This is a genomic window from Nostoc sp. DedQUE12b, assembly GCF_034530835.1.
Classification (GTDB): Bacteria; Cyanobacteriota; Cyanobacteriia; order Cyanobacteriales; family Nostocaceae; genus Nostoc.
On sequence record NZ_JAVRCI010000095.1, the window covers coordinates 1 to 23755 of the forward strand.

19 protein-coding genes and 1 pseudogene are annotated in these 23755 nt (G+C 41.5%); 6 read left to right on the forward strand and 14 right to left on the reverse strand.

Going from position 1 to position 23755, the window contains the following annotated elements:
* From RMY16_RS28830 to gatB, 6 genes are all read right to left on the reverse strand, one after another.
* Positions 1-574, reverse strand: a 574-nt coding sequence (locus RMY16_RS28830; RefSeq protein WP_322739237.1) for a nitrate ABC transporter ATP-binding protein, incomplete at its 3' end; no start/stop codon positions are given.
* 109 nt (positions 575-683) lie between these two features.
* Positions 684-1523, reverse strand: a complete 840-nt coding sequence (ntrB, locus tag RMY16_RS28835; protein WP_322739238.1) for a nitrate ABC transporter permease — start codon at positions 1521-1523, stop codon at positions 684-686.
* 92 nt (positions 1524-1615) lie between these two features.
* A complete protein-coding gene (locus RMY16_RS28840; RefSeq protein WP_322739239.1) occupies positions 1616-2998 on the reverse strand; it encodes a CmpA/NrtA family ABC transporter substrate-binding protein in 1383 nt (460 codons plus the stop codon).
* 576 nt (positions 2999-3574) lie between these two features.
* Positions 3575-4633, reverse strand: coding sequence for a hypothetical protein (locus tag RMY16_RS28845; protein WP_322739240.1), 1059 nt, complete (start codon positions 4631-4633; stop codon positions 3575-3577).
* A gap of 688 nt (positions 4634-5321) precedes the next feature.
* Positions 5322-6584 (reverse strand): bifunctional ornithine acetyltransferase/N-acetylglutamate synthase, encoded by a 1263-nt coding sequence (argJ, locus tag RMY16_RS28850; RefSeq protein ID WP_322669223.1) that lies wholly within the window; start codon positions 6582-6584, stop codon positions 5322-5324.
* A gap of 771 nt (positions 6585-7355) precedes the next feature.
* On the reverse strand, positions 7356-8831 hold the full coding sequence (gene gatB, locus RMY16_RS28855; RefSeq protein WP_322739241.1) for an Asp-tRNA(Asn)/Glu-tRNA(Gln) amidotransferase subunit GatB: 1476 nt from the start codon (positions 8829-8831) through the stop codon (positions 7356-7358).
* A gap of 129 nt (positions 8832-8960) precedes the next feature.
* On the opposite strand from gatB, the gene RMY16_RS28860 reads away from it, so the two are divergent.
* A complete protein-coding gene (locus RMY16_RS28860) occupies positions 8961-9473 on the forward strand; it encodes a DNA topology modulation protein (RefSeq protein WP_322739242.1) in 513 nt (170 codons plus the stop codon).
* 455 nt (positions 9474-9928) lie between these two features.
* On the opposite strand, the gene purH is transcribed toward RMY16_RS28860, so the two are convergent.
* Positions 9929-11449: a bifunctional phosphoribosylaminoimidazolecarboxamide formyltransferase/IMP cyclohydrolase gene (purH, locus tag RMY16_RS28865; protein WP_322739243.1), complete on the reverse strand. Its 1521-nt coding sequence runs from the start codon at positions 11447-11449 to the stop codon at positions 9929-9931.
* Positions 11450-11674: 225 nt separating this feature from the next.
* Between purH and RMY16_RS28870 the strand changes: the two genes are divergently transcribed.
* The 3 genes and pseudogenes from RMY16_RS28870 to RMY16_RS33195 all read left to right on the forward strand — a co-directional run.
* Entirely contained in the window at positions 11675-12250 is a 576-nt protein-coding gene (locus RMY16_RS28870) for a Uma2 family endonuclease (RefSeq protein WP_322739244.1), read from the forward strand.
* Between the two features lie 121 nt (positions 12251-12371).
* Positions 12372-13379 (forward strand): aldo/keto reductase, encoded by a 1008-nt coding sequence (locus RMY16_RS28875; RefSeq protein WP_322739245.1) that lies wholly within the window; start codon positions 12372-12374, stop codon positions 13377-13379.
* A 17-nt stretch (positions 13380-13396) separates the two neighbouring features.
* A pseudogene (locus RMY16_RS33195) lies at positions 13397-13538 on the forward strand (IS4 family transposase); the annotation flags it as partial.
* Between the two features lie 436 nt (positions 13539-13974).
* Here RMY16_RS33195 and RMY16_RS28880 read toward each other — a convergent pair.
* The 5 genes from RMY16_RS28880 to RMY16_RS28900 form a co-directional block, all read right to left on the reverse strand.
* A complete protein-coding gene (locus RMY16_RS28880; RefSeq protein ID WP_322739246.1) occupies positions 13975-14148 on the reverse strand; it encodes a hypothetical protein in 174 nt (57 codons plus the stop codon).
* Positions 14149-14501: 353 nt separating this feature from the next.
* Entirely contained in the window at positions 14502-15053 is a 552-nt protein-coding gene (locus RMY16_RS28885; RefSeq protein WP_322739247.1) for a general stress protein, read from the reverse strand.
* A 145-nt stretch (positions 15054-15198) separates the two neighbouring features.
* Complete coding sequence (locus tag RMY16_RS28890; protein ID WP_322669231.1) at positions 15199-15405, reverse strand: high light inducible protein; 207 nt, start codon at positions 15403-15405, stop codon at positions 15199-15201.
* A 263-nt stretch (positions 15406-15668) separates the two neighbouring features.
* Positions 15669-17369, reverse strand: coding sequence for a beta-carotene ketolase CrtO (gene crtO / locus RMY16_RS28895; RefSeq protein ID WP_322739248.1), 1701 nt, complete (start codon positions 17367-17369; stop codon positions 15669-15671).
* A gap of 215 nt (positions 17370-17584) precedes the next feature.
* Positions 17585-19333: a KAP family NTPase gene (locus tag RMY16_RS28900; protein WP_322739249.1), complete on the reverse strand. Its 1749-nt coding sequence runs from the start codon at positions 19331-19333 to the stop codon at positions 17585-17587.
* A gap of 300 nt (positions 19334-19633) precedes the next feature.
* Here RMY16_RS28900 and RMY16_RS28905 point away from each other — a divergent pair, with 300 nt between their 5' ends.
* Together RMY16_RS28905 and RMY16_RS28910 are read left to right on the forward strand one after the other, a co-directional pair.
* On the forward strand, positions 19634-21097 hold the full coding sequence (locus RMY16_RS28905) for an MFS transporter (RefSeq protein ID WP_322739250.1): 1464 nt from the start codon (positions 19634-19636) through the stop codon (positions 21095-21097).
* Between the two features lie 961 nt (positions 21098-22058).
* Positions 22059-22751 (forward strand): PD-(D/E)XK nuclease family protein, encoded by a 693-nt coding sequence (locus tag RMY16_RS28910; RefSeq protein WP_322739251.1) that lies wholly within the window; start codon positions 22059-22061, stop codon positions 22749-22751.
* Positions 22752-22972: 221 nt separating this feature from the next.
* On the opposite strand, the gene RMY16_RS28915 is transcribed toward RMY16_RS28910, so the two are convergent.
* Together RMY16_RS28915 and RMY16_RS28920 are read right to left on the reverse strand one after the other, a co-directional pair.
* Positions 22973-23425, reverse strand: a complete 453-nt coding sequence (locus RMY16_RS28915) for a type II toxin-antitoxin system VapC family toxin (protein ID WP_322739252.1) — start codon at positions 23423-23425, stop codon at positions 22973-22975.
* Positions 23406-23648 carry a hypothetical protein gene (locus RMY16_RS28920; protein ID WP_322739253.1) on the reverse strand — a complete coding sequence of 81 codons (243 nt, stop codon included), beginning with the start codon at positions 23646-23648 and terminating at the stop codon, positions 23406-23408. Before RMY16_RS28920 ends, RMY16_RS28915 begins: the two co-directional genes overlap by 20 nt.
* Between the last annotated feature and the right edge of the window lie 107 nt (positions 23649-23755).

A 23755-nucleotide genomic window follows, 5' to 3' on the forward strand; every position in this document is an offset into this window, starting at 1 on the left:
TCACGGCGGTAACTTCATTTTCTTCGCAAATTTGCATCAGTTGTTCTTGCAAATTTCCGCGTGTGAGTGCATCTAATGCACCAAATGGTTCATCTAGCAACAGTAATTTGGGACGAATCGCTAAGGCGCGGGCGATCGCAACTCGCTGCTTTTGTCCACCTGATAACATTCCCGGTTGTTTATCAGCATGGGGACGCAAACCCACCATATTAATATGTTTTTCGACAATGGCGTTGCGTTCGGCTGCGGGTGAACCTTTCATTACTGAGTCCACAGCAAGGGCAATATTTTCTCTTACCGTCCGCCAAGGTAATAGCGAATAATTTTGGAACACCACCATCCTGTCTGGCCCGGGTTTGGTGATTCTTTGTCCTTCTAAGGTGACAATTCCCTCAGTTGGCAAATCCAAACCCGCAATCATATTTAATAGAGTGGATTTGCCGCAACCAGAGTGACCAATCAAAGAAATGAATTCTCCTTTTTTAATTTGGAGGTCGATTCCTTTGAGGGCGATATATTTGCCACCACCAGTTAATTCAAAAACTTTTTCAATTTGATCGACAGCTACAAACATAGGGGATAGGGGATAGGGGATAGGGGATAGGGGATAGGGGATAGGGGATAGGGGATAGGGGATTAGATTCAAAGGATCTTCCTCTCCTCTGTAACCTGTCCCCTGTCCCCTATTTTTGCTCTGCTGGTAAAATTTTGTTTTGCAGCCAACCCATCGCTTTATCTAGAAGCAACCCAACAACACCGATATAAACTAGAGCCAAAATTACTTCGCTGACGTTGTTATTTTGATAGGCATCCCAGATAAAAAAGCCAATGCCGACAATACCGGACATGACGATTTCGGCGGCGATAATCGCTAACCAAGCTAAACCGATCGCAATTCTCAACCCGGTAAAGATGTAAGGTAATGCCGCCGGAATCAAAATGTTAGTGAAATATTCTTTGCGGCTAAGTTGCAGAACTTTGGCGACGTTGTTGTAATCTTGAGGAATTTGGGTAACGCCGACAGCAGTATTAATTAAGATGGGCCAAATTGCCGTAATGAAAATTACAAATAAGGCGGCTGGTTCGTTTTGTCGTAAAGCTGCTAAAGAAATCGGAACCCAAGCTAGAGGTGGTACAGTTCGCAGTAGTTGAAAGATGGGGTCTAAAGCTTTGGACATGGTTTTATTCACCCCAATCAAAATGCCTAAACCAATACCAACGATCGCAGCTAAGGTATAACTGATAGCAACCCGTTGCAGGCTAGCGAGAATCTGCCAAAATAGACCTTTATCAATACCACCTCGGTCATAAAATGGCCAGAAAATCAGAACCCAAGTGTCTTGGATAACCTGTATTGGCCCTGGTAATGTGGCACCGGGAGTCCAAGCGAAGAGTTGCCAGAGAACGAGGAAGATGGCGATCGCGATCGCAGGTGGTATAAGATCGGGAAATTGCTTTTGCAGACTGGATATAAAGCTATTATTCAATCTAGGGCTTGCAGGGCGTTTTTGGGCGACTGTCATGATGCTGTATTCTCCTCAAATTTTATTTGTTATTTGTCTTTTGTTATTTGTCAGTTACCAATGACTAATGACCAATGACTAATGACCAATGACTAAACACTGACCTTTTTGATTTTCAGACTCTTCAAATATTCTTCTGGCTTTTCGGGGTTAAATTTGATGCCATCAAAAAACTCTTCTACACCACGAGATGTATTTGTAGGAATATCAGCAGCAGCAATCCCAGCTTCTTTTGCAGCTTCTTTCCAAATATCTTCGCGGTTGACTTTGTTGATAAGTTCCTTCGCCTTGGCAGCATTATTGGCAATGTAATCTTTTGGCAAGAATCCCCAGCGAACGTTTTCAGTTATGAACCATAAATCATGACTCTTATAGGGATAGGAAACATTACCTTTTTCATCTTTCCAGTAGTAAGCAGCCATTGATTTATCATCAATTTTGCGACCATCGCCCATGTCATATTTGCCTTGGTATGGATCTGCCAGTATTTCTGGTGAAGGAAGATTGAAATAATTTCGTCCAGCCAGGATTTGAGCCGCTTCTTTGCGATTATCAAAATTATCTAACCATTGTTGGGCTTCCATAATTCCTTTTAAAATTGCTTTGGTAGCCTTGGGATTTTTGTCAACCCAATCGCCTCTCATGGCAAGATATTCTTCAGGATGATTTTTCCAAATTTCTGCGGTTAATGCTGCTACGTAGCCGATTTTGTCTTGCACCAGGCGATAAGGCCAAGGATCGCCTGTACTAAAGGCATCCATTGTTCCTGTTTTCATGTTGGCAACAGTTTGCGCTGCTGGTACTGTGAGCAATTTGACATCTGCATCTGGATCTAAGCCGCCTGCTGCTAACCAGTAGCGAATCCACAAATCTTGGTTGACGTGGGGAAAGGTGAATGCAGCAGTGAAGGGTGTTGAGGATTTTAATTCCGTGAATAGAGACTTAGCGCTGGCAAGTTGTAAACTAATACCTTTGCCTTGGTGCTTGCTGGCGATCGCAATTCCATTTCCATGTGTATTTAATTGACATAATACATACATGGGAATTTTTTGATTGCCTTTGGTAATTAAACCTTCTGTGATTAAATGTGGCATTGGCATCTGCCATTGACCGCCATCTATACCACCACCGGCAGAACCAATTTCTACGTTGTCTCTGGCTGCACCCCAAGAAGCTTGTTTGGAAAGGTCAACATTACTCATCCCATACTTTGCAAAAAAGCCTTTTTCTTTAGCAATAATTAAAGGAGCCGCTTCTACAATGGGAATATATCCCAGCTTAACTGTAGTAGTTTCTGGTGTTTGTTCAGGGCTAATATTAGCTACCGTTTGAGCAGTTGGCTGTGCTTGGCTGCTTCCACCAGTCAAGTTTTCAGGAGGATTACCCAAACAGCCTTTGAGGAATACAGCACCCGCAGATGCCCCGGCTGTGAAGATGAATTTGCGGCGAGAAATTTGATTAAAAAATTCTGTCATAAATATCTCCTGAAAACGTAAATGTTATTTTTTATAGCTATGACAATTTGGGCAAAAAACCTTGTGTTTCTTGCGTTATTAATGATTAATCAAGCTATATTTGGCAAAGCGATCGCAGTCATTTCATCAATGACGCGGCTACTTATATAAAAAAACTCGGCTAATTTCTTGACTCTGCTCTAGTGTGTTTTAGAGGTGTCATTCACCTTGTTGAAATCAGTTTACAGCCTTTGAAGCCAAATTGCTCAACTTGAAGGATCGATTTATTAAAGAAATATTAAATTGGATGTATAAGGAAAAATTTATCTATTTTCCTTAACTATATGAATAATTTTTAATATATCAACTCTTATTTATGAAGACTATTAGGTTTGCCTTATGATTGACTATCTTCACTTCTTTTGTAACTTAATTTTAGTAGTAACATGTCATCTATAAGTTTTTATTTATCACAACCATTATGTTATCCCTATAATTTAGGAGCGCACTGCGATGAGAGCGAGAGGGGAAGGCTGGGAAAGCTGTAGACCTAAGTAAACACCTCAAATAAGCGTATTTCTTATCCAGCGATCGCAACTATCTGCTGTTTCCAAGACTACGAATAAACCCTGTCTCTTTAAGCAGCAGCCCTAGTTCTTTGTAACGAAGTTTAGTATCCTTGTTGTTGTTTTCCCACATATCAGAAAAGAAGTCTTGCATCAGCGCAATGATGCTGCGGTACTTGACGATGTTGGCAACATAAAACTTATCTAACTTCATGACTCCATCAGCATGTATCTGCTCAATGTTGTCGAGTAATATAGAGCGCAGTTCATAAGGTTTTAAGCCTTCTTTTATGCCATATTTTTCCATAATCCTGCGTTTATCGTTCTCCGAACATAAATCATACGGCGATCGAATCAGATGACCAAGATTCCGCAAGACTTCTCCGTAGTCATAAAATGTGTTCTGCTTAAAAAAAGACTCTTCATCTTTAGTCAACGTAAAACTCTTATCAAGTACCAAACCAAAATCGGTCAAATATGTCTGCTTACCGTCGGTGAGGATATTGCGAAAATGCGCGTCAAAGTGGATGATTCCCTTCGTCCTCAAAAAGGTAATCGTCATGCGTAGGTCATTCAGGGGTTTCTGAAGTTTGTTGGGGTTTTCTTGCAGCCATGTTTCCAGAATATGCGGTATGTACTCTAGAAACAGAACCAACTCATAGTTGGCGATCGCTCTATCTAACATATAATTGCCAGCGTTGGTACTATTGCCCCAGTACTCCACATAATTTTTTAGACGCGACTTATCTACATCCGCCCGTTGCCCAGAGAAAGGAATAATCCGATAATGGTACATTAGTGGGAAAGTGGCAATTACGCCTGACAATACCCAGTTAGTTGTCTTGATATGGGTAACGAGTTCCCGGAAGACTCCAAAACCAGTGGAACCGAAGCCGTAATTACAGTAAGTTGGGAGATCATAGAGATTTCTGGTGGAGAACAGGTTGTCATATTCAATGTTTGTAACCGGAACACGTTTCACAAAGACCTTGGATTTTCCAAGGACGATGGTGTGATTCATTCCCCAACCCGTACTCGACTCATTCGACTCACTATTGCCAAACAGAGAACGCAATTGCGCATTATCCAACTGAGCAATTTGTGAACTGAGCTTGAAGTACCTCTTCCTTCTAAGTTCTATACGCTTCTTAGGCATTTTCCCCCGTCCAGCCACAGCATGAGAAAGTGTAAGACTATTCTGATACCAATTCAATTAATTGATTGCAACACATCCTTGGCTGAAGACGCGATTCATCGCGTCTCTACAATGCAAATATAGCGATTCTCGAATGGAAGCAATACACTTTGACCTCTCTCCAAACCTTTCTCCTTTTAGGAGAGAGGCTTTCAATCTTACTCCCCAACGCTAGTAGGGAAGTAGGGTGGTTTCATACAACCAGAGAAAAACTAAAACTGGGTTTCAAAGCCTCTCTCCGTTTCGGGGCTACCGTGTACACAGAAGTCGAAATACCCCCCTTAATCCCCCCTTGCCAAGGGGGGAAACAAGAAAATCTATCTAGTTCCCTCCCCTTTGCAAGGGGAGGGTTAGGGTGGGGTAAAACCCAGATTAATCAGCTATTTCAGACTTGTGTGTACACCGTAGCCGTTTCGGGGAGAGGAATGGAAGTGGGGTACAAAGCCATGCTACAAAACAAGAAATCAAGGCTTATGTATTTTTCTTTTTTCCTATGAAACCACCCTGCCCAACGCTAGTAGTGAAGGGGCTGGGGGTTAGGTCTGTATTCCACTCAACCGAAAAGTGGTATATTGGGAGTAGTTCAGGTAGTGTATTCGGCGTTAATCTTCACGTAGTCATAACTCAAATCACAACCCCAAGCTTTACCCACACCATAACCATTGCCAACATTAACAGAGATTAACACCGTATCCTGTTGCAGATAAGCACCCACCGATGCTTTTTTCAAATAAGCACTTGCTGCTGCACGGTCAAATTGCAGAGGTTGTCCATTTTCTAACATTAAGAAATTCCCTAGCTTAATTTGCAGGTTTTCTTGCTCAAAGGGCACACCCGCACGTCCAGCAGCAGCAGCGATGCGTCCCCAATTTGGATCGCGTCCAAAGATTGCAGATTTAACTAAGGATGAACCGGCGATGGTTTTAGCTATTTGTCGGGCTGAGAGTTCGTCATGAGCGCCAGTCACTTCCACTTCAATGAGACAGGTTGCGCCTTCACCATCACGAGCGATCGCTTTGGCTAAATGCTGGCAAACTGCTGTTAACATCGCCTCTAATTTCTCTGCTTCTGCGCCCCATTCTATAATTGCTGGGGTGCGAGATTGACCGTTTGCCAAGGCAATTAAGCTGTCGTTGGTGCTGGTATCACCATCCACGGTGATGGAATTAAAACTTCTATCAGCTGCCCTTGCTAACATCTGCTGCCAAAGGTGAGGCGAAACCACAGCATCACAAGTCACAAATGCCAGCATGGTTGCCATATTGGGGTGAATCATGCCGGAACCTTTGGCAATGCCGCCAATTCGTACCGGGCGTTGGCGCAGCCCGCCGGAGGCATCGCTTATAGTTGTCTCTAAAGCAATAGATTTTGTTACCAAGTCTGTAGTGATAATCGCCCCGGCGGCGGCATCCGAGCCTGTTTCTGATAGTGCTGCTACTACTTTGGGAATCCCACTTCGCAAAGCATCCATCTTAATTCTTTGACCAATTACACCAGTGGAAGCCAATAACACAGATTCAGACGAGATGTTTAGGGCTTGGGCTACTGCCAGAGCAGATTCTAGGGTATCAAGGTTGCCTTGAGTTCCTGTCGCGGCGTTTGCTTGTCCAGCGTTGCAGAGGATGGCACGAGCGCTTTGTTTGGCTTGCAAGCGTTGGCGACAATATTCTACACAGGCAGCTTTCACTTGGCTGGTGGTGAACACACCAGCTGCGATCGCTTCCACTTCTGAGAATATCAAAGCTAAATCTGGCAACCCCGAAGGTTTCAACCCTGCGGTAATTCCCGCCGCCTGATACCCCCTTGGTGCTGTGATACCACCTGTTATTTCTTGCCAATCTGCCATTATTTTTCCTTACAACTATCAGGTTGGATAGGTCAATTTGTACTTTACAAAAGTGCTGAGTTAGGAGTTACGAGTTAAGAGTTATTAGTTTCCCTCTACTCCCCACTCCCTTTTATGGTGAGTTTATTTGCTGATGGCAATAATAATGCACCAGTTGGCGATTGGCATAATTGTTTTTACCTTTCTTATGACGAAAAACCAAAACAAAAAAAGAGAGCCACTTTGGTCACTCTCTAGATCGTCACGATACATCTACTTACTGATCTCTCTGATTTATTCTTTAAGGTTTAATACTTATTTATTGAGATTATTTCTAAAAATTTTTGAATTTTATCCGTAAATACCACGAAAATAAAATAAAAAAGAGAGCTACTTAGGCAGCTCTCCAGATCATCAGGGTGCATCTACTTACCACAGCATATCATTTTACGTATGAGGGTTGTCACCAGCTTTTATATGAAGATTGTGTGAAGCAACACCGGGAAAATACTTAGTTTGGGAATTGAGAATTGGGCATTGGGAAGAGGACTTGGGGACAAGGGGAAAGACTTGTTGCAAGTTCTCACCTCTTGTCACCTTGTCCCGTTGTCTCCCCTGCTCCCCTGCCTCTCTGCTCCTCCTGCTTCCTCACCCAGCAAAGTTAGCTTGACAGATCGCTAGTAGTCTGGCAGGCCAACTTTGCTGGTTGGGGGCTGGGGAAAGGGTAAGGGATTTAAAACCTTTCCCCCTTTCCCCTTACCCTTTACCCCGCCAAGTGAACTTGGCGAACTACTAGGCGTTCAGTTTTTTCTCGACCAATTCGTTAGTCAGTTTAGGATCGGCACGTTTGCCTGTCTTTTTGAGAACTTGTCCGACAAAGAAGCCTTTGAGGTTGGTGTTACCGTTGCGATACTTTTCTAGTTCTTTGGGATTGGCGGCTATGACTTCATCGACAATGGGTTCCAGTACACTAGGATCGGTGATTAACTCAAGACCTGCAAAGGCTTTTTCAGGAGAAATACCACTAAGCAAATCTGGCAACTTTTGTTTAGCTTGAGCATTACTAATTTTGCCTGTTTCAATGCGAGTGATGATATCTGCTAGATTGGTGGGAGTTAGGGCGATTTGAGTAATAGTGAGTTTTTGCTTATTGAGGTGGGCTGCAATATCTTGAGTAATCCAGTTGGCAGCAGCTTTGGGATTTGCTCCAGATGCGATCGCAGTTTCAAAATATTCGGCTATTGAACGATCTTCTGTTAACACTCGCGCATCGTAAGCGGAAAGTCCCAACTCATTTTCATAATAATGGCGTTTTTGGGCTGGTAATTCTGGTAGTTCGCTACGCCATTGCTCTAATTGTGCATTAGACACCTCAATTGGTGCTAAATCTGGTTCGGGAAAATAGCGGTAATCGCTAGAACCTTCTTTCACCCGCATACTACTTGTGCATTGAGCGCCTTCTTGCCACAGCCGAGTTTCTTGGATAATGCGATCGCCTGCTTCGATGGCGGCGATTTGGCGTTCAATTTCGTAGTCAATCGCCCGTTGGATGGCGCTGAAGGAGTTCATGTTTTTAATTTCTACCTTGGTGCCAAACTCCTTTCGTCCTACTGGACGCACGGAAATGTTGACATCGCAACGCAGAGATCCTTGTTCCATGTTGCCGTCACTGACGCCGAGATACCGGACAATCCGACGCAACTCTTCGGCATATTCAGCAGCTTCTAGTCCAGAACGCAGATCGGGTTCGGAAACAATTTCCACTAACGGGATACCTGCGCGATTGTAGTCTACCAGAGAATAGGAAGAACCGGAGAGGCGATCGCTACCTGCGTGTACCAATTTTCCAGCATCTTCTTCCATGTGCAGACGCGTAATACCAATGCGTTTACGAGTCGGATTACCCTCAGCATCTACCAACTCAATTTCTAACCAACCATGTTCTGCGATCGGTAGATCGTATTGAGAAATTTGGTAATTTTTTGGTAAATCTGGATAAAAATACTGCTTACGGTCAAATTTGCTATATTTAGCGATTTGACAATTTAGTGCCAAACCAGCTTTGACGGCGTATTCTAATACTTTTTGATTGAGTACAGGTAAGACCCCAGGTAAACCCATACAAACCGGGTCAATGTTAGTATTGGGGTCAGAGCCGAATGCCGTAGAGCTATTAGAGAAAATCTTGGTATTGGTACTCAGTTGACAATGGGTTTCTAAACCAATAATCGCTTCATACTCAGTTTTTACGGTCGTAGCAGTGGTCATAATATCAATAATTTGGGCATAATCCTTGTAGTGGTACTATTGTAACGGCGTATTGAGTTGCTCTGAAGACGGTTATTTGGGTGAGCAATGCTTACCTCTTGAGCTTAAAAAAGAAAGTGCAGACCTAAAGTGAAGAAAATCTTGATTATTGGTTCTGGAGGTGCTGGTAAATCTACCCTAGCCCGCGAACTGGGAACCATCTTAGGTTTAGAAGTGATTCACTTGGATGCTTGGTACTGGAATCCTGGTTGGGTTGAGACTCCAAAAACTGAATGGCAAAGTATTATCCAAGACCTAACCCGACGAGAATCTTGGATTATGGATGGTAATTATGGCGGTACTCTCGACCTTCGTTTGTCAGTTGCAGACACGGTAATTTTTTTGGATTTTCCTCGACTTTTATGTTTGTCGCGAGTGATTAAACGCCGTTTCATGTATGCTGGAGAATCCAGACCTGATATGGCATCAGATTGTCCTGAAAGATTGAACTGGGAATTTCTAAAATATATCTGGTCATACCCAATTATTCGTCGTCCTGGAATTTTAGAAAAACTTAGTCAATTAACACCAAACCAGCAAGTTATTATTCTCCGCAAACCAACAGAAGTCAGAGAGCTTATGGAAAATATTTCTCACAATTGAGATTTACTCAATTGATTTTTATTAAAGTTATCTGAAAAAATAGGGAAAGTAGATATTGTTACTTAATTCGTGTCTTTAAGTGGAAGGAAAAATATGAAATTATTTTGAAAGCGTTAATTTTTAGAATTTATATGTACAAATTAAAAAATGCCTGGGAGTGTTGCCGTGTTTCCACCCCAGACATTTTTTATTCTTAACTTGCTCCTCACACACGATTAAACAATATCACTAATTCAATCAAAAAGCAAGTAAATTATGTAACACTTTCTAAACTGCACAAGCAATCCAATTTTTGACAAATTAAAAAGCGCTTGGGAGTGTTGCCGTGTTTCCACCCCAAACGCTTTTTCTTTTTAACTTGCTCCTCACACACGATTAGATAATATCATTGCTTCAATTATAAAGAAAGTATTTAGTGTGACACTTTGTAAACTGCACACCTGATAAGCAATGATTTAGTGTAAAAAGTGACGTACCCCGGTTAAGACCATCAGCAAACCCAGTTCGTTAGCAGCTTTGATAGAATCTTTATCGCGTAAACTTCCCCCAGGTTGGACGATGGCTGTAATTCCTGCGGCTGCGGCTGTTTTCACAGAATCATCAAAGGGGAAGAATCCATCGCTGGCTAGAGTTGCACCTTTGGCTTTTTCTCCAGCTTGTTCTAGGGCAATTTTAACTGAGCCAACGCGGTTCATTTGACCAGCGCCTACTCCTAGTGTAGTGCGATCGCTTGTGACAACAATGGCATTCGATTTAACGTGTTTGCAAACTTTCCAAGCAAACAGCAATTCGGCTAATTCGCTGTCGGTGGGTTGACGTTCGCTGACTATTTGCCATTGACTGCTGTCAGTAATTATATCATCGCTAGCTTGGACAAGAAAACCACCTGCGATCGCTTTTACTGTATCTTTAGGGCCACTGCTCAAATCACCTAGAGTCAAAACCCGCACGTTGGATTTTTTGGCAAGAATTTCTTGAGCTTCTGCGTCACAACTTGGTGCAACCACGCATTCTAAAAATGTTTTAGTTAACTCGCTAGCCGTAGCCGCATCAATCGGACGGTTAAGTGCGACAATTCCACCAAAAGCAGAAGTAGAATCAGCATTGAAAGCCTTTTGGTAAGCTTCTGAAATACTACTTCCCAGTGCCGTACCACAGGGATTTGTATGTTTAATAATGGTTGCGGCTGGGGTATCAGTGAACTCAGCAATGATTCGGCGTGCAGCTTCTAAATCAACTAAGTTATTGTAACTAAGTTCTTTGCCTTGCAGTTTTGTCGCGGCTGTCCATCCTGTTGCAGTAGTACCAGTTTGATACCAGGTGGCGGGTTGATGAGGGTTTTCGCCATAACGCAGAGATTGCAATTGTGTGCCGCTAAGGGTGTACTGTTGTGATTCTGCGAGGTAAGATGCGATCGCTTGATCATAGCTAGCAGTGTGCGAGAATCCTTTTAATGCTGCCTTTTGCCGAAACTCTAGGGAAGCTTCCCCATTATTTTGCCGCAATTCCTGTAAATACTCGTCATACTGTGCTGGATCGCATAATACAGCGAGATGGGCAAAGTTTTTTGATGATGCCCGTAGCATTGCTGGCCCACCGATATCAATTTGTTCAACAGCTTCTAATAATGTTACCCCTGATTTAGCGATCGTTTCCTCAAAGGGATATAGATTCACCACGACTAAATCAATTGGGCGAATTTGGTTATTTTCTAAATCTGTAATATCTTGGGGAACATCTCGCCGCGCCAAAATCCCGCCGTGAATCCGGGGATGCAGGGTTTTAACTCGGCCACCTAAAATTTCTGGAGAACCTGTGTAATTTGCAACTTTGGTGACAGGGAGTCCCGCATCTTTGAGTGCTTGGGCTGTTCCCCCACTGCTGATTAAATCAAAGTCGAATTCTTCAACCAAGCTACGGGCTAGGTCAATTAAACCAGTTTTGTTAGATACACTCAGCAGGGCTAGACGCGCCATTGATCAATTCCTTAAAAGTAGGCTAGAAGCGAAGGATCTCAAGTTTTGCATAAGCTTTGGTTCACTTCAAGACCATGAGGAATAAAATTGACTCGTGTAATTTATATGCTTACATCTCCCATCAGCACTGTCGAAAATGCTGAAAATAAGGACTAAGTAGGCTTAGTCTCTAATATTTGCGATCGCCTAAACTAAAAGTAAGCATCTTTTTCCTACATAACACCTATGGTTCAGTCTTCTAATCAACACCTAACCCTAGAAGGATTTCTCGCCCTTCCCGAAGGAGATATTACATACGAGTTTGTTAACGGTGAAGCTGTACCCAAATATAAAGATATTGAAATGTCGCCAAAATTTTTTCATGGCTCGACTACTGGTGCTTTATTTATTCTATTGTCTGCATGGGCACAAGCAAAAGGTCGAGTTGTGATTGAATGGGCAATTAAATTAACACGAAATCAACAAGATTGGATGCCTGTAGCCGATCTGACCTATATTTCTTATAACCGTCTTCCTGCTGATTGGCTATTAGACGAAGCTTGTCCTGTCGCACCTGAATTAGTCATCGAAATCATTTCGCCTGGTCAAAGTTTTGGTGAAATTGCAGAAAAAGCGACTGATTATCTGAAAGCTGGTGTTTCTCGTGTTTGGGTAGTTGATACAAAAGCTAGAACTATAACTGTATTTGCGCCATCTTCCTTGCCGATTACTTATCGATCTCATCAAATAATTATTGATGATTTGCTACTAGAATTGGAAATTACCCCTCACGCAATATTTCAACGCGCTGGATTACCATAAAGTTTAATTAGGAATTGCGATCGCACTTGACATTCAAAACAATCGCTACAATTCTCCTTAACTGAACCGTATTGTGCTATGTATGCCTGATAATTAATAAGGCAATCTACAAACAGCAAAGATGCAGACTCTCCAAAAACTCTCACTCCCAAGCATGGGCTGTGGCACTTGGGCCTGGGGCAACCAACTGCTTTGGGGATATGACGAAACTATGGATGAGCAGTTGCAAGCCGTGTTTAACCTTTGTGTAAGGAACGGTGTAACTTTATTTGATACAGGTGATTCTTACGGAACTGGGAGATTGAATGGTCGGAGTGAGTTGCTTCTAGGACGATTCAACCGAGAATATGTAGGTTTAGGCAAAGAAAATATTTGTATTGCGACTAAGCTGGCTGCTTACCCGTGGAGATGGACACGTCAATCAATGGTAAAGGCTTGCCAGTCATCTGCCCAACGCTTGGGAAAAAACGTCGATTTGGTACAGATGCACTGGTCAACAGCAAACTATGCTCCTTGGCAAGAGGAAGGACTTTTAGATGGTCTTGCCGATTTGTATGAGCAAGGACTGGTTAAGGGAGTGGGATTATCCAATTATGGGCCGAAACGGCTTAAGCGAGTGCATAAAAAATTCGCGGAACGAGGCGTTCCGATTACAACTTTGCAAGTTCAATATTCTCTGTTGTCTACATATCCTGTTACTCAACTCAAACTCAAAGACTTTTGTGATGAGTTGGACATTAAATTGATTGCCTACAGTCCTTTAGCTTTGGGACTATTGACAGGAAAATACTCTGAGCAAGGCCCTTTGCCTAAAGGCATTCGAGGTCTGTTATTTAAGCAAATATTATCAGGAATGCGTAGAAGCGAAACGGCTTCTGCTGGCAAATCACTTTTGAAATGTTTGCAAGAGGTGGCACAGTTCAGAAACAAAACTATGTCACAGGTAGCAATTAATTGGTGTATCTGTAAAGGAACTATTCCTATTCCTGGAGCAAAGAGCGTCGAACAAGCGAGGGAGAATCTTGGTGCGTTGGGTTGGCAATTAGACGCTGGTGAGATTGCAGAGTTGGATCAAGCTGCGGCGAATGCAGACAAAAAAATGGTACAAAATATCTTTCAAACTAAGTGAATTATTTGCACAAATGGTCAACACTAGAAGCACCGCGGAGGAAGCTTAAAAGCACTCAAAGAAAACGCTTCGGGTGAAATTCTGATAGTGGTCGAAGCATTTACTCATTACCCCATCAGAACTTGGTATACAGAAAATAGCAAAGTCAAGCGCAATACAGTCTAGATAAGTCTAAAACCCAGATGTAGAGACGCGATTTAGAGGATGTTTGAAAAGTTGTGATTGATGTATCAAATATTTTTTACCCCTCCCTAACCCTCCCCTTGTAAAGGGGGAGGGAACCGGATTTTTCTTGTTTCCCCCCAATACATCGGGGGGACTAAGGGGGGTAACAACGCAATTAAAATCAGTCAAACACTTTTCAAACAACCTCTTATCGCGATAGACTCGTGCATTGTTTCCTGATAACATCTTGGATGAGAAAAACCAAAGTTCAAACCTTACAAAAATATGGCAGTGTTTTCACTCAAACAAAGACTTTTGACTAACTAAAAACACTGCCAAACTTCCATTAAGGCTGATGCTATATTTAAAATTATCCAAGTGCTATTCAATGCGATCAAAAAACAAAAATCTTCTGGTTAAACAAGTAGCATTAGCGAATAAGTCCGTAATAAGCAGTTGCACTAACTAGGATAATTGTTATAACTACCAGTGCTGTGCTAAGTAAAAATTGCACAGATGTTTTTTGATTGAGAGCTTCTTTACTTTCACCCTCGATTGTCGTCCGCTCAGTCTTGTTAGAATTGGTTACGTTGTCAGTTTTCATGGCTCTTATGTTGTTTGATTATTTATTACATTTATTACAATTTCGCTTTTAATTCCAGAAATTACATCTAGCTTTAGGATTAATAAAAAAGATAGAAATAAGTAGGTGAAGTTAAACGTTATTTTATCTACCTGATTAAAAATCGGCAGTTAAATCATCTTGGTAACTGCTTCTGGAAACTGTTGCTGGTCAAACCAAAAACTCATGGCTAATTTTTGCTATGAGGATCTTTGATAATTACTAATCTTAAAAGTCATTATCTATTTATCCCCATAGCTAAAGCCATTTCGTCTGCGGCTTGATGCCTGTAAAAAACGTTTTTGTCTTAACAAAATGCTAATGCACACACCATTTTAACTATCTGGGGAATCATACACGCCCCAATATTCAATACCGCGATCGCGTAATATTGGTTCAACGCGGTGAATTTCTTCTTCTGAGCCTTCTAGGATGAGCAAATAATAACTCTGCTGGAGGCGATCGCTATAAACTCTCGCTCTGTCTTCGGGTATGCCTAAATCACCTAATGCCTTCAGTAAATTCTGATTTGCTGCGGCTCCGACAGCGACACCTGCAACGCTGCTGACTAATGCTACACCTACGGAACCTGCTGCGAGTACGGCTCCTAAACCGGGAAGTGCCAAACTACTCAAACCAAGTAACGCGCTACCCCAAGTAGTTGCTGTCAGCGTGTCTCCTACTGCTCCAGTTGTATTTACATCTTGATTACCAATGCGATCGCTTATCTGCGCCTCACCTACCTGATCGCCTTGCTCTACATCTTTAGCAATCACAGAAACTTTCTCTATAGGAAAGTTTGCAGTTTTCAATTCATTAATTGCCTGCTCTATCTGTTGAGAATTAGCAAATACTCCTAATGCACGTATAGTATCTTTAGTTATCATATTTCCCTCTTTCACAATTGTCTTATTGCGTCCATTTATAACCACAGGATTTCGCCTCACTTGACGAGTAGGTTAAGTATTAAAACGCTACTAAGTTGTTTATTAAATTCATTCCCCCAAGGAGGGATAAATCATCAGTGAAGGTTTAGCGAACCAAGTGGAGTACGTCACGGACTAAACTATAGCCAGCCAAATCCCAAAGTAGGTAAGAAACAAAACCAATCATCGCTAAACGACCATTCCACAGTTCTTGTTGGGGATTCCACCCAAGAATCCAAGCATTGCGATCGATACCGTTATAGGCTTTAGCTTCAGTAGACAATTCAACCGCTTTGTTAGTTTCAGTTGCCATTGCAAATATTCTTTAATAACTCTTACTACACCCACATCTTAGTTACTATTGCGGTTGTAGTTCTCTGTCTATTGGGGAATCTAAAAGTGTCACAGGAAGTATCTCAGGGAATTGTCTAGACTTTTGATAGTTTTGACTAAAAAGCATCAGTAGCTTGCCCGAAAAGCTCACAAAATATCATCTGTAGCCGTTTATCTACTCCAGACTCAACTTTTAAATGAAGCAATCTCCTGATGCTATTTACTTTTTTTACAAACAGCCTCTTAGTCTGATTCACTCCTTAAGACAGATGCAAAAGCAGATTTAATTGAACCTCCGGCTTCCTTGAGTTTTTGGGCGATGGGTTGCTCATTATGCAAAAACACACGCGCACAGTTACGTCCCGGCAAACCGGAAATTGAACCACCCGGATGAGTTCCAGCACCAGTAAGATACAAGTTATCAATTGGTGTTTTGTAGTTCGCTAATTCCGGCAACGGACGGAAGCAAAGCATCTGCTCTAAAGTCATATCAATATGGTAATAATTACCTTTGTAAGTCCCTAACCGTTCTCCCAACTCAGCCGGACTTTCGACATGACGGGCGATGATTGAATGTTGCAGATTGGGCGAATATTGCGCTAGTTTATTAATCACCTTGTCTGCAACTTTGTTTTTTAGTTCATCCGTCCAACCCGTACCTTTTAAACCTGTACCGTCTGCACCAGCAATTTGATAAGGTGCAAAAAACTCTATCCATAATGTATGCTTGCCTTCTGGTGCCATCGATGGATCGAGTCCGGTAGGCATCACCACATACATTGATGGGTCTTCATCAGGAATTTTGCCCAGAGTAATCAGACTATGAGCTTGTTCTACATGATCGACGGAATCAGCAATCAAAATAGAACCCATGAGATAATTATCTTGGTGATTGTGGTGGACAAAGCGCAAGGGTTCAGATAAAGCACAATCGATTTTGAGGATAGTTTCATTATTGTTAATGATGCGGCGGTCTAACCTTTCGCGCAAGTTGCGATCGCTATTATCGACATCGCTACTATCCATTAGTTGTAAGAATAAGCGCTTGGCATCAATACTTGAAATTACACCTTTATTCGCACGATATTCTTTGCCACCAGCAACCCGCACACCAACAGCTTTACCATCATCTACCAAAACTTTTTCTACCTTTTGGTCGGTGAGAATTGTACCACCTTCAGATTTTACCAGCTTTACCAAAGCTTCCACAAGTCCACCACTACCGCCACGTGGCCTTGCCATACCGGGATTATGACGCAACATCATCATCATCGCCCCAAAGGACATAGCTTTTTGTGAGGGAGGGGAACTTAGTTCGGCTGAGAGTCTAGCCAGAGGTGCTTTGACAAACTCAGAATCAAAGTACTCATTAATATTATCTGTAGCACTGCTGAGTAGGGTACGGAGTAAATCAAGGTTTGTGTTAGAACCACCTAGAAGCGAAAATAAGTCTTGCAGACTATTGAGATTGTAATTACCAGCAATATCAACAATTGATTTAGGTGGTGCATTGAAGAAAGGAGCAATCCCTGTGATAAAGCGCTGCCAAAAATCGGCATATTCAGCGTATTTTTCAGCATCACGCTGACTGTAACGGGCAATTTCCGCACAAGTCTTTTCCACGGATTTGTGAGCTAAGAAGTACTTCCCATCTGGATGGGGGCAAAAGGCAACTGGATCGCAGCTAAGATATTCCAAGCCGTACTTATGCAGTTCCAACTCTTGGATGACTGGCCCTAAGAAAATAAATAGATGGTTAATCGCGCAAGGACTAAATTTAAAACCAGGTGCTTCATGAGGCATAAGTTCTTCAGTTGTAGAACCGCCGCCGGGGAGCGATCGCCCTTCTAATAACAAAACGCTGTAACCAGCTTTCAGCAGATAGCCAGCACAAACTAAGCCATTATGACCAGCACCAATAATTACAACGTCATACGATTCCATGAGTGCAATGGGGGGATTAAAGTATATTCCCTGATATTAGAAAGTGCTGAAGATATCTAAATCTTTCGTGGGTTATAGAATATTTATATATCTAGTAGTAGTGTTTTTATTATCAAGAAGTAAATTTATTTTTAACCCACTTTATTGTACGCAACCAAGAAACACTATAAATAAGTCCAGAGTTTATATTATTTATAGCTGGTATCAGTTTTTACCTATATTCTTGCACTCATTTCTTCTAATTCCTTGAGGTGCTGTGCGTTCACAAGCCATTTCTCTTCATAGTTAGATTTATCTGTATCATATTGACTTTGTTGCTCTTTTAGTATTGCAATTTCATGATTAATTATTGGTAACGCTTTCCCTTGGGTAATTACTTTTTTTAGCAATTCAAACCGTGATGTTTCATTTATTTGACGCAAGAGTTGCGAGATACAACGACTAATGATAACTTCATTGCTAAAAGCAAGAATGCTATGAGATTCATCATCTTGAGATAATAATTGCTCGCTGACATCAAACAAAGCTTCTACAACTGAAGGGATATAATTCACAGGAATTTCTTCAGTAGAATTTTCTAACTGTTCTATAAACACCCTGGCTTGCGTTGTGCCGTTTGGAAGTTTTTGTTTAGCAAGTTCTATGAGATAATTTCTAAATTTCTCTGGATTTTCAACCAAACCAAGGATAATTTTTATCTGAATATTAGATAACTCACCTACTGATAACGATAAACGAAAGTAAATAGGAAATATTTCTAAACTACACACACGTAAATGTTCGCGCCATTCCAACTCTTGCTTTTCATCTAGATAAGTATTACCCAAAATGAATTTTAACTTAGGAAAAAGCTGCATTACCAGGTTTTTAACGGGCTGCTTGTCCTCATCTCGCAGTTGAGCAATCCAGGTATTCAGAAAATTTTTGAGTTCGTCTATTGAAAGGTTTACGTCTCCTACAAAAATATGAGGATTTTGATGGATTATACTATATATCTTTGGGCAAAAGACTCGCAAAGACTCAATAGCAATAAAATCAACAGGGTTTACTTCATCTTTTACTACTGGATACGTGACTGTTAAAGTGTTGATAAGACGAGTAATATCGCGGATGTTAGTAATAAAGTGTTCTATTCCTTGAAAGTAAATATCACCCCAGCGAGTTTGGTTGATTTGTTGTTTTGGGGTTTGAGAAAATATGTTATCAAGCTTTTCAAAAAGCAGCCTGCGAAGTGAGGTTTTATCAGGAATAGGTAACTCAAAACTAACTTGAATAATTTTTTCTAAGTATGTTTCTTCAGATATTTCTTTAGTATCTGCAATTTTTCTCATTACAACTTCTTTATCAAAAACCAGAAGATAGACAAGATTAGTAAAATTTCGCATTGCTTTAAAAATACGAAATAACTGCTTGATATCTTCAGCAGCCAACCGATCAATATCGTCAATTGTTACAACTATTCGCCTCTGCTGCTGTACTAGCGTGTCTTCTACTTCTTCTTTTAATTGGGAAGCTTCCTTGTCCTTTTCGTCCAATAATGCTGCTAAAGCCTTGCCAGTTTGAGCATAAGGTAGAGGAATATCTGAAATAATGGCGGCAAAATCAGCTACTCTCCCTTTCAAACCTCTTGACACAGATGATTCTTGGCTTAAAACGTTTTGTAATTGCTCAAAAAAGCGCCTTGTGATATTTTCGTGTCCAGACAATAACCAGGGATTAAAAGGAACGATGATTGGTTTCTCTTCCTCTGGCTTTTGCTGAAGATAGTGAGCTACAAAGTTTAATAATGTGGATTTGCCAGAGTTCCAAGAACCGTAAACTGCAATAACGAAACCTTCAGGAAAGGTCATTTTGCAAATACTGTCCGCTAGATACTTGGCAAAGTTCGCATGTCCTAGCAGGTCTTTTTCTGGATCAACTAAGGAGCTATCTGCCGATATATCGTTAATTTCTGTCTGTGGCATAAAAAAGTTTTTTACTGATGTTGCGATCGCCTGCGGCGGGGCATAGCCAATCGTGGCACATTCAGTAGGATGAGCAATGATACCTTAAGATAGAAATTTTCGGTGAAATAATTTCCTCAAGACTTATGCAATTGGTTTTAGATTAGTTCTTTGGCACCGCTGGAATTAGAAGGTTAAATAGACAAGTAAGAAATTGCAATGCCTTAAAACTTATTTATGAAATCTTATATAAGTTTTGCTAATTGTGGGTAATAGTAGCTATAACAATTTAACTCTTTAAATATTGACTAAATAAATAGTATGGTTCAGCCCCAAAAAGATGACATTTCAGTAGAAGCTAGTTCTCTTCCCCCTGTCCCCATTCAAGAAATTTCAGAGGATAGGGCATTAACAGAGACGGTACTTTTTCCAACTGCAAAACTGTTTCTAAAAATTTCTAAGCCAGAAATTCGCCAAAGTCTCAAGGCGTTAACTTATGAAAGTGTCTTTGCTGCGGTTCTTTATAGTATCATCGGCGGCGCGTTGCTCAGTAATTTCTTGCTAGAGTTAGGCGCTAGTCCAGTCGAAATTGGTCTACTCGCCGCTATCCCTCAGATGGTGAATCTACTCCAACCACTGGGAGCGTATTTGGTAAACCGAAGTACCAGCTTCCGCTGGTATTTCATGTGTATTTTCATCCCGTCGCGGCTGCTATGGTTGATTCTTCTACCAGCGATTTGGTTGGTTACTTCATCTCGTATTACTGGATACCAGGTAGTACAGCTGGCATTGGCAATTCTCTTAGTAGCTAATATTATCGAAGCTTTTGGCCGTGCGCCTTGGCTTGGGTGGTCAGCTGTCTTAGTACCTCAGCGATTGCGGGGGCGGTATTTCGGCTTTCGCAATAGTATTCTCGGTTTGACTAACCTAGTTGGTGTGCCTCTGCTAGGTTTAGCAGTATCGGCTTGGCCTGGTGGAACCCTTCAAGGTTATGGTGCAGTCTTGGTTCTAGGAATTTTGCTAGGGCTAATTAGTGTGGGCTGTCAGTTCTGGATGACCGATATAAACCCGCAGCTTTTAAAAGTTGCACATTCAGACACACCAAATCCACAGCCCCAAGGAATAGATTTTAGCTTGTTTAAAGATGCTAACTTTTTGAAGTTTGTGCTTTACCTGAGCATCTGGTGCTTTGCTGTTAACATCAGCGCTCCCTTCTTTAACCTCTATATGTTGGATAACTTGGATATAGATATTAGTGTGGTAACGATTTATCACGGCTTAGGAACTGGTGCAAATATGTTAATGCTGCTTTTGTGGGGAAAACTGGCTGACCGAATTGGAAATCGTCCGCTACTGCTATTAGTGGGAGTCTTAGTGGCGGTGACACCTCTGCTGTGGCTAGGTGTTGGAAACGATCGAATTTCTTTTTGGATCTGGCTACCCTTGTTGCATGTACTAGCTGGCGGGACGTGGGCGGCAATTGATTTGTGTACTAACAATTTGATGATGGGAATAGCACCACTACGTTATCAATCAAGTTATTTTGCGATCGCAGGTGCAATTGCTGGTATCACTGGAGCGATGGGTATTACTGTCGGTAGTTTTCTAGCAACTCTGCCTGGTGTTGCAGGTTTGCTAGGGTTGTTTGTTATCTCAGGCTTACTACGCATGGCTGCACTTCTACCCTTAGTTTTTATTCATGAGCAACGCTCTATACCATTGGGTCAGCTAATGCGATTGTTATTCCCAATCAAGCAGTCAACTCATTTGATAGAAGTGGAATAATAAGTTTTCAATTATGTATTTCAACAAGATTCCAGCAAACTATAGAGTCGTTGAGCCAAAATGAATGCGTGAATTACTCAAATGAGAAAGCAAACTGGGGTTTGAGTAAGTAAAAGCTGATTTTACTTGCGGAAAACACCAAAATGAGAAAGCAAACTGGGGTTTGAGAAAGCAAAAGCTTCTTTTGAGTAAGTAAAAGCTTATTTTGCTTGCGGAAAACACTAAAATGAGAAAGCAAACTGGGGTTTGAATAAGTCAAAGCTTATTTTGCTTGCGGAAAACACTAAAATGAGAAAGCAAACTCAGGTTTGAGAAAGCAAAAGTTCGTTTTGAGTAAGTCAAAGCTCATTTTGAGTAAGTTGAATGACATTTTTACTTAGTTCAATATGAATTTTAGTCTAGGCGATACCTTTCCTAAAGCCATATTATATTTATTGCGGACTAATAAAAATTAAAGTTTTATATCATGTCCGTTTGCTTACTTATTAAACTTCAAGAACCCCACCCCGCCAAAGCTACGCTTTGTTTCCCCTCCTGAAGAGCCTACCGTGTACACACAAGTTGGAAATAATTGACAAATCTGGGTTTTACCCCTCCCTAACCCTCCCCTTGTAAAGGGGCTACCGTGTACACACAAGTCAAATTACCCCCCTTAATCCCCCCTTATAAAGGGGGGAAATAAGAAATCTAGTTCCCTCCCCTTTCTAAGGGGAGGGTTAGGGTGGGGTAAAACTGACATGAAAAACCAAGTGAGTAAACTATTTCAGACTTGTGTGTACACCGTAGCCCGAAGAGCGGGGAGGGGTTGGGGGTGGGGGTGCAATGACAGTGGGAATCATAAATAATTACCCGGACTTGATATTAAAACCTGCAAAAGCAGGTTTTGCCTGTGTGCAAGCAAGATTAACTGCAATTTATAATCGCCACTTTTTCATTACAAATTACAAACTACGAATTAATAATGCAATTTGATACCCAACTGCTACCACGCATTAATGCCACAGCCAAAAGAGAAAATGGTAAACAATATTATGTAGATGCCAACGGAAATCGCTTTCCCAGTGTCACTACAATACTTAATGCCACCAAATCACAAGCAGACAGAGACAGATTATTAAACTGGAAAGCACGTGTTGGTACAGAAGAAGCTACCCGCATAACTACAAACGCTAGCCGTCGGGGAACCCAAACACACAAACAAATTGAGCGCTACCTTCTTGGACAAAACCCTGTTTGTCCCGAAGCAAGTCGCCCTTATTGGGAGAGTATCCAGCCAGTTTTACAACAAATCGACACAGTTAGACTTGTAGAAGGCTCTGTTTTTCATCATAATTTGAGCTATTCTGGCAAAGTTGATTGTATTGCTAGCTATCAAGGTATTCCCTGTATTTGCGAGTGGAAAACAGCAGACAAACCCAAAGGTTCAATTGAGCATTTATATGAACATCCACTGCAACTTACGGCGTACATAGGAGCAGCTAACGAATATTATCGAGATTATGGCATTCAGCTAAAGCACGCTCTCTTGGTAGTAGCAATTCCAGAAATGCCAGCAGAAGTATTTTGGTTTGAATCAGCAGTTATTAAAGATTACTGGGAGCAGTGGGAAAAAAGAGTCGCCCAATATTGGGAACGCAGAAGTGTTTGGGGTTAATCAGTGGGATTGCACAATTACCAAAAGACTGCATGTTCGTAACGTGAAGTAAATTTTCACGAGTAGTAACAACAAGCAATCTAACCTACACGATATGCAACCTATTCTTGGAACCCCTCTCCAAACCTCTCCCCGAAAGGTCGAGAGGCTTTGATTCTTGCTCCCCAACGCTAGTAGGGAAGGGGTTGGGGGTTAGGTTTGAGATAAAGTCGCACACGGCGTTAACCTTGTAATGGCAAGACAGTAATTAACTCAGAAAATCTTGCAAAATCACCTGTGTTGTGAGTGAGTAACTGAGGAATGCCATAAACTAGCATCGTAGCGACAATATTTGCATCATGAACTTGCTTACCACCGCTAGGAATTTCCTCCATAAGCGTCAGTAACCTTTCTGTCACTTGAGAACTATCTTCAGCCACCCGAAAGCGATTATAAAAATAGCGGAGATCCTGAATTACTATTGCAATGGGTAGTAGGTTAGCAAATTGTTGCGGACGGGTAAGGGTAGCCAAATATTCCCGCAATACTTGTCGGCTAATCCACAACTCAACTCCTGCATCATAAAAATCTTGAATAGCCTCTATAGCAGGTTGGTGAAATGGAGACTGAATCTGACTAGCGTACACCAGGATATTTGTGTCTAGAAAAACAGGATTACCGCCCCCAATCACCATACATATCCTCACGTCTTAAAGAAAGATTTTCAGGCCAAGGGCCATAATTATGCACAGGAAAGTTTAGAGGAGGGCGTTTTTCCTTGCTCTCTGCTTTCTCTGCCAAAGGCTTTTCATCAATTACTATTACCACCTGATGTTCACCCTCTGGAATATCCAATGGTAACTGCGCTGTAATTTTACCATCTTTGGTAACTGTGGCAATTGTTTCTATACTTTTCATCTCATTTATCCTTAATCAATCCATTACAGCTAACACAGCTTTCGGCAATAACTTATCTTTAAACCAAACAATTCTGGCGGGGACATCATTTAATTTTACTCCCGCCT

What these genes read in the sequence shown, in the direction of transcription:
- RMY16_RS28880 (WP_322739246.1), bottom strand. Translation starts at nt 14,148, where the DNA reads ATGAAAACTGACAACGTAACCAATTCTAACAAGACTGAGCGGACGACA.
- RMY16_RS28870 (WP_322739244.1), top strand. Translation starts at nt 11,675, where the DNA reads ATGGTTCAGTCTTCTAATCAACACCTAACCCTAGAAGGATTTCTCGCC.
- RMY16_RS28875 (WP_322739245.1), top strand. Translation starts at nt 12,372, where the DNA reads ATGCAGACTCTCCAAAAACTCTCACTCCCAAGCATGGGCTGTGGCACT.
- RMY16_RS28915 (WP_322739252.1), bottom strand. Translation starts at nt 23,425, where the DNA reads ATGGTGATTGGGGGCGGTAATCCTGTTTTTCTAGACACAAATATCCTG.
- gatB (WP_322739241.1), bottom strand. Translation starts at nt 8,831, where the DNA reads ATGACCACTGCTACGACCGTAAAAACTGAGTATGAAGCGATTATTGGT.
- RMY16_RS28920 (WP_322739253.1), bottom strand. Translation starts at nt 23,648, where the DNA reads ATGAAAAGTATAGAAACAATTGCCACAGTTACCAAAGATGGTAAAATT.
- RMY16_RS28905 (WP_322739250.1), top strand. Translation starts at nt 19,634, where the DNA reads ATGGTTCAGCCCCAAAAAGATGACATTTCAGTAGAAGCTAGTTCTCTT.
- RMY16_RS28890 (WP_322669231.1), bottom strand. Translation starts at nt 15,405, where the DNA reads ATGGCAACTGAAACTAACAAAGCGGTTGAATTGTCTACTGAAGCTAAA.
- RMY16_RS28840 (WP_322739239.1), bottom strand. Translation starts at nt 2,998, where the DNA reads ATGACAGAATTTTTTAATCAAATTTCTCGCCGCAAATTCATCTTCACA.
- RMY16_RS28910 (WP_322739251.1), top strand. Translation starts at nt 22,059, where the DNA reads ATGCAATTTGATACCCAACTGCTACCACGCATTAATGCCACAGCCAAA.
- RMY16_RS28900 (WP_322739249.1), bottom strand. Translation starts at nt 19,333, where the DNA reads ATGCCACAGACAGAAATTAACGATATATCGGCAGATAGCTCCTTAGTT.
- ntrB (WP_322739238.1), bottom strand. Translation starts at nt 1,523, where the DNA reads ATGACAGTCGCCCAAAAACGCCCTGCAAGCCCTAGATTGAATAATAGC.
- crtO (WP_322739248.1), bottom strand. Translation starts at nt 17,369, where the DNA reads ATGGAATCGTATGACGTTGTAATTATTGGTGCTGGTCATAATGGCTTA.
- purH (WP_322739243.1), bottom strand. Translation starts at nt 11,449, where the DNA reads ATGGCGCGTCTAGCCCTGCTGAGTGTATCTAACAAAACTGGTTTAATT.
- argJ (WP_322669223.1), bottom strand. Translation starts at nt 6,584, where the DNA reads ATGGCAGATTGGCAAGAAATAACAGGTGGTATCACAGCACCAAGGGGG.
- RMY16_RS28885 (WP_322739247.1), bottom strand. Translation starts at nt 15,053, where the DNA reads ATGATAACTAAAGATACTATACGTGCATTAGGAGTATTTGCTAATTCT.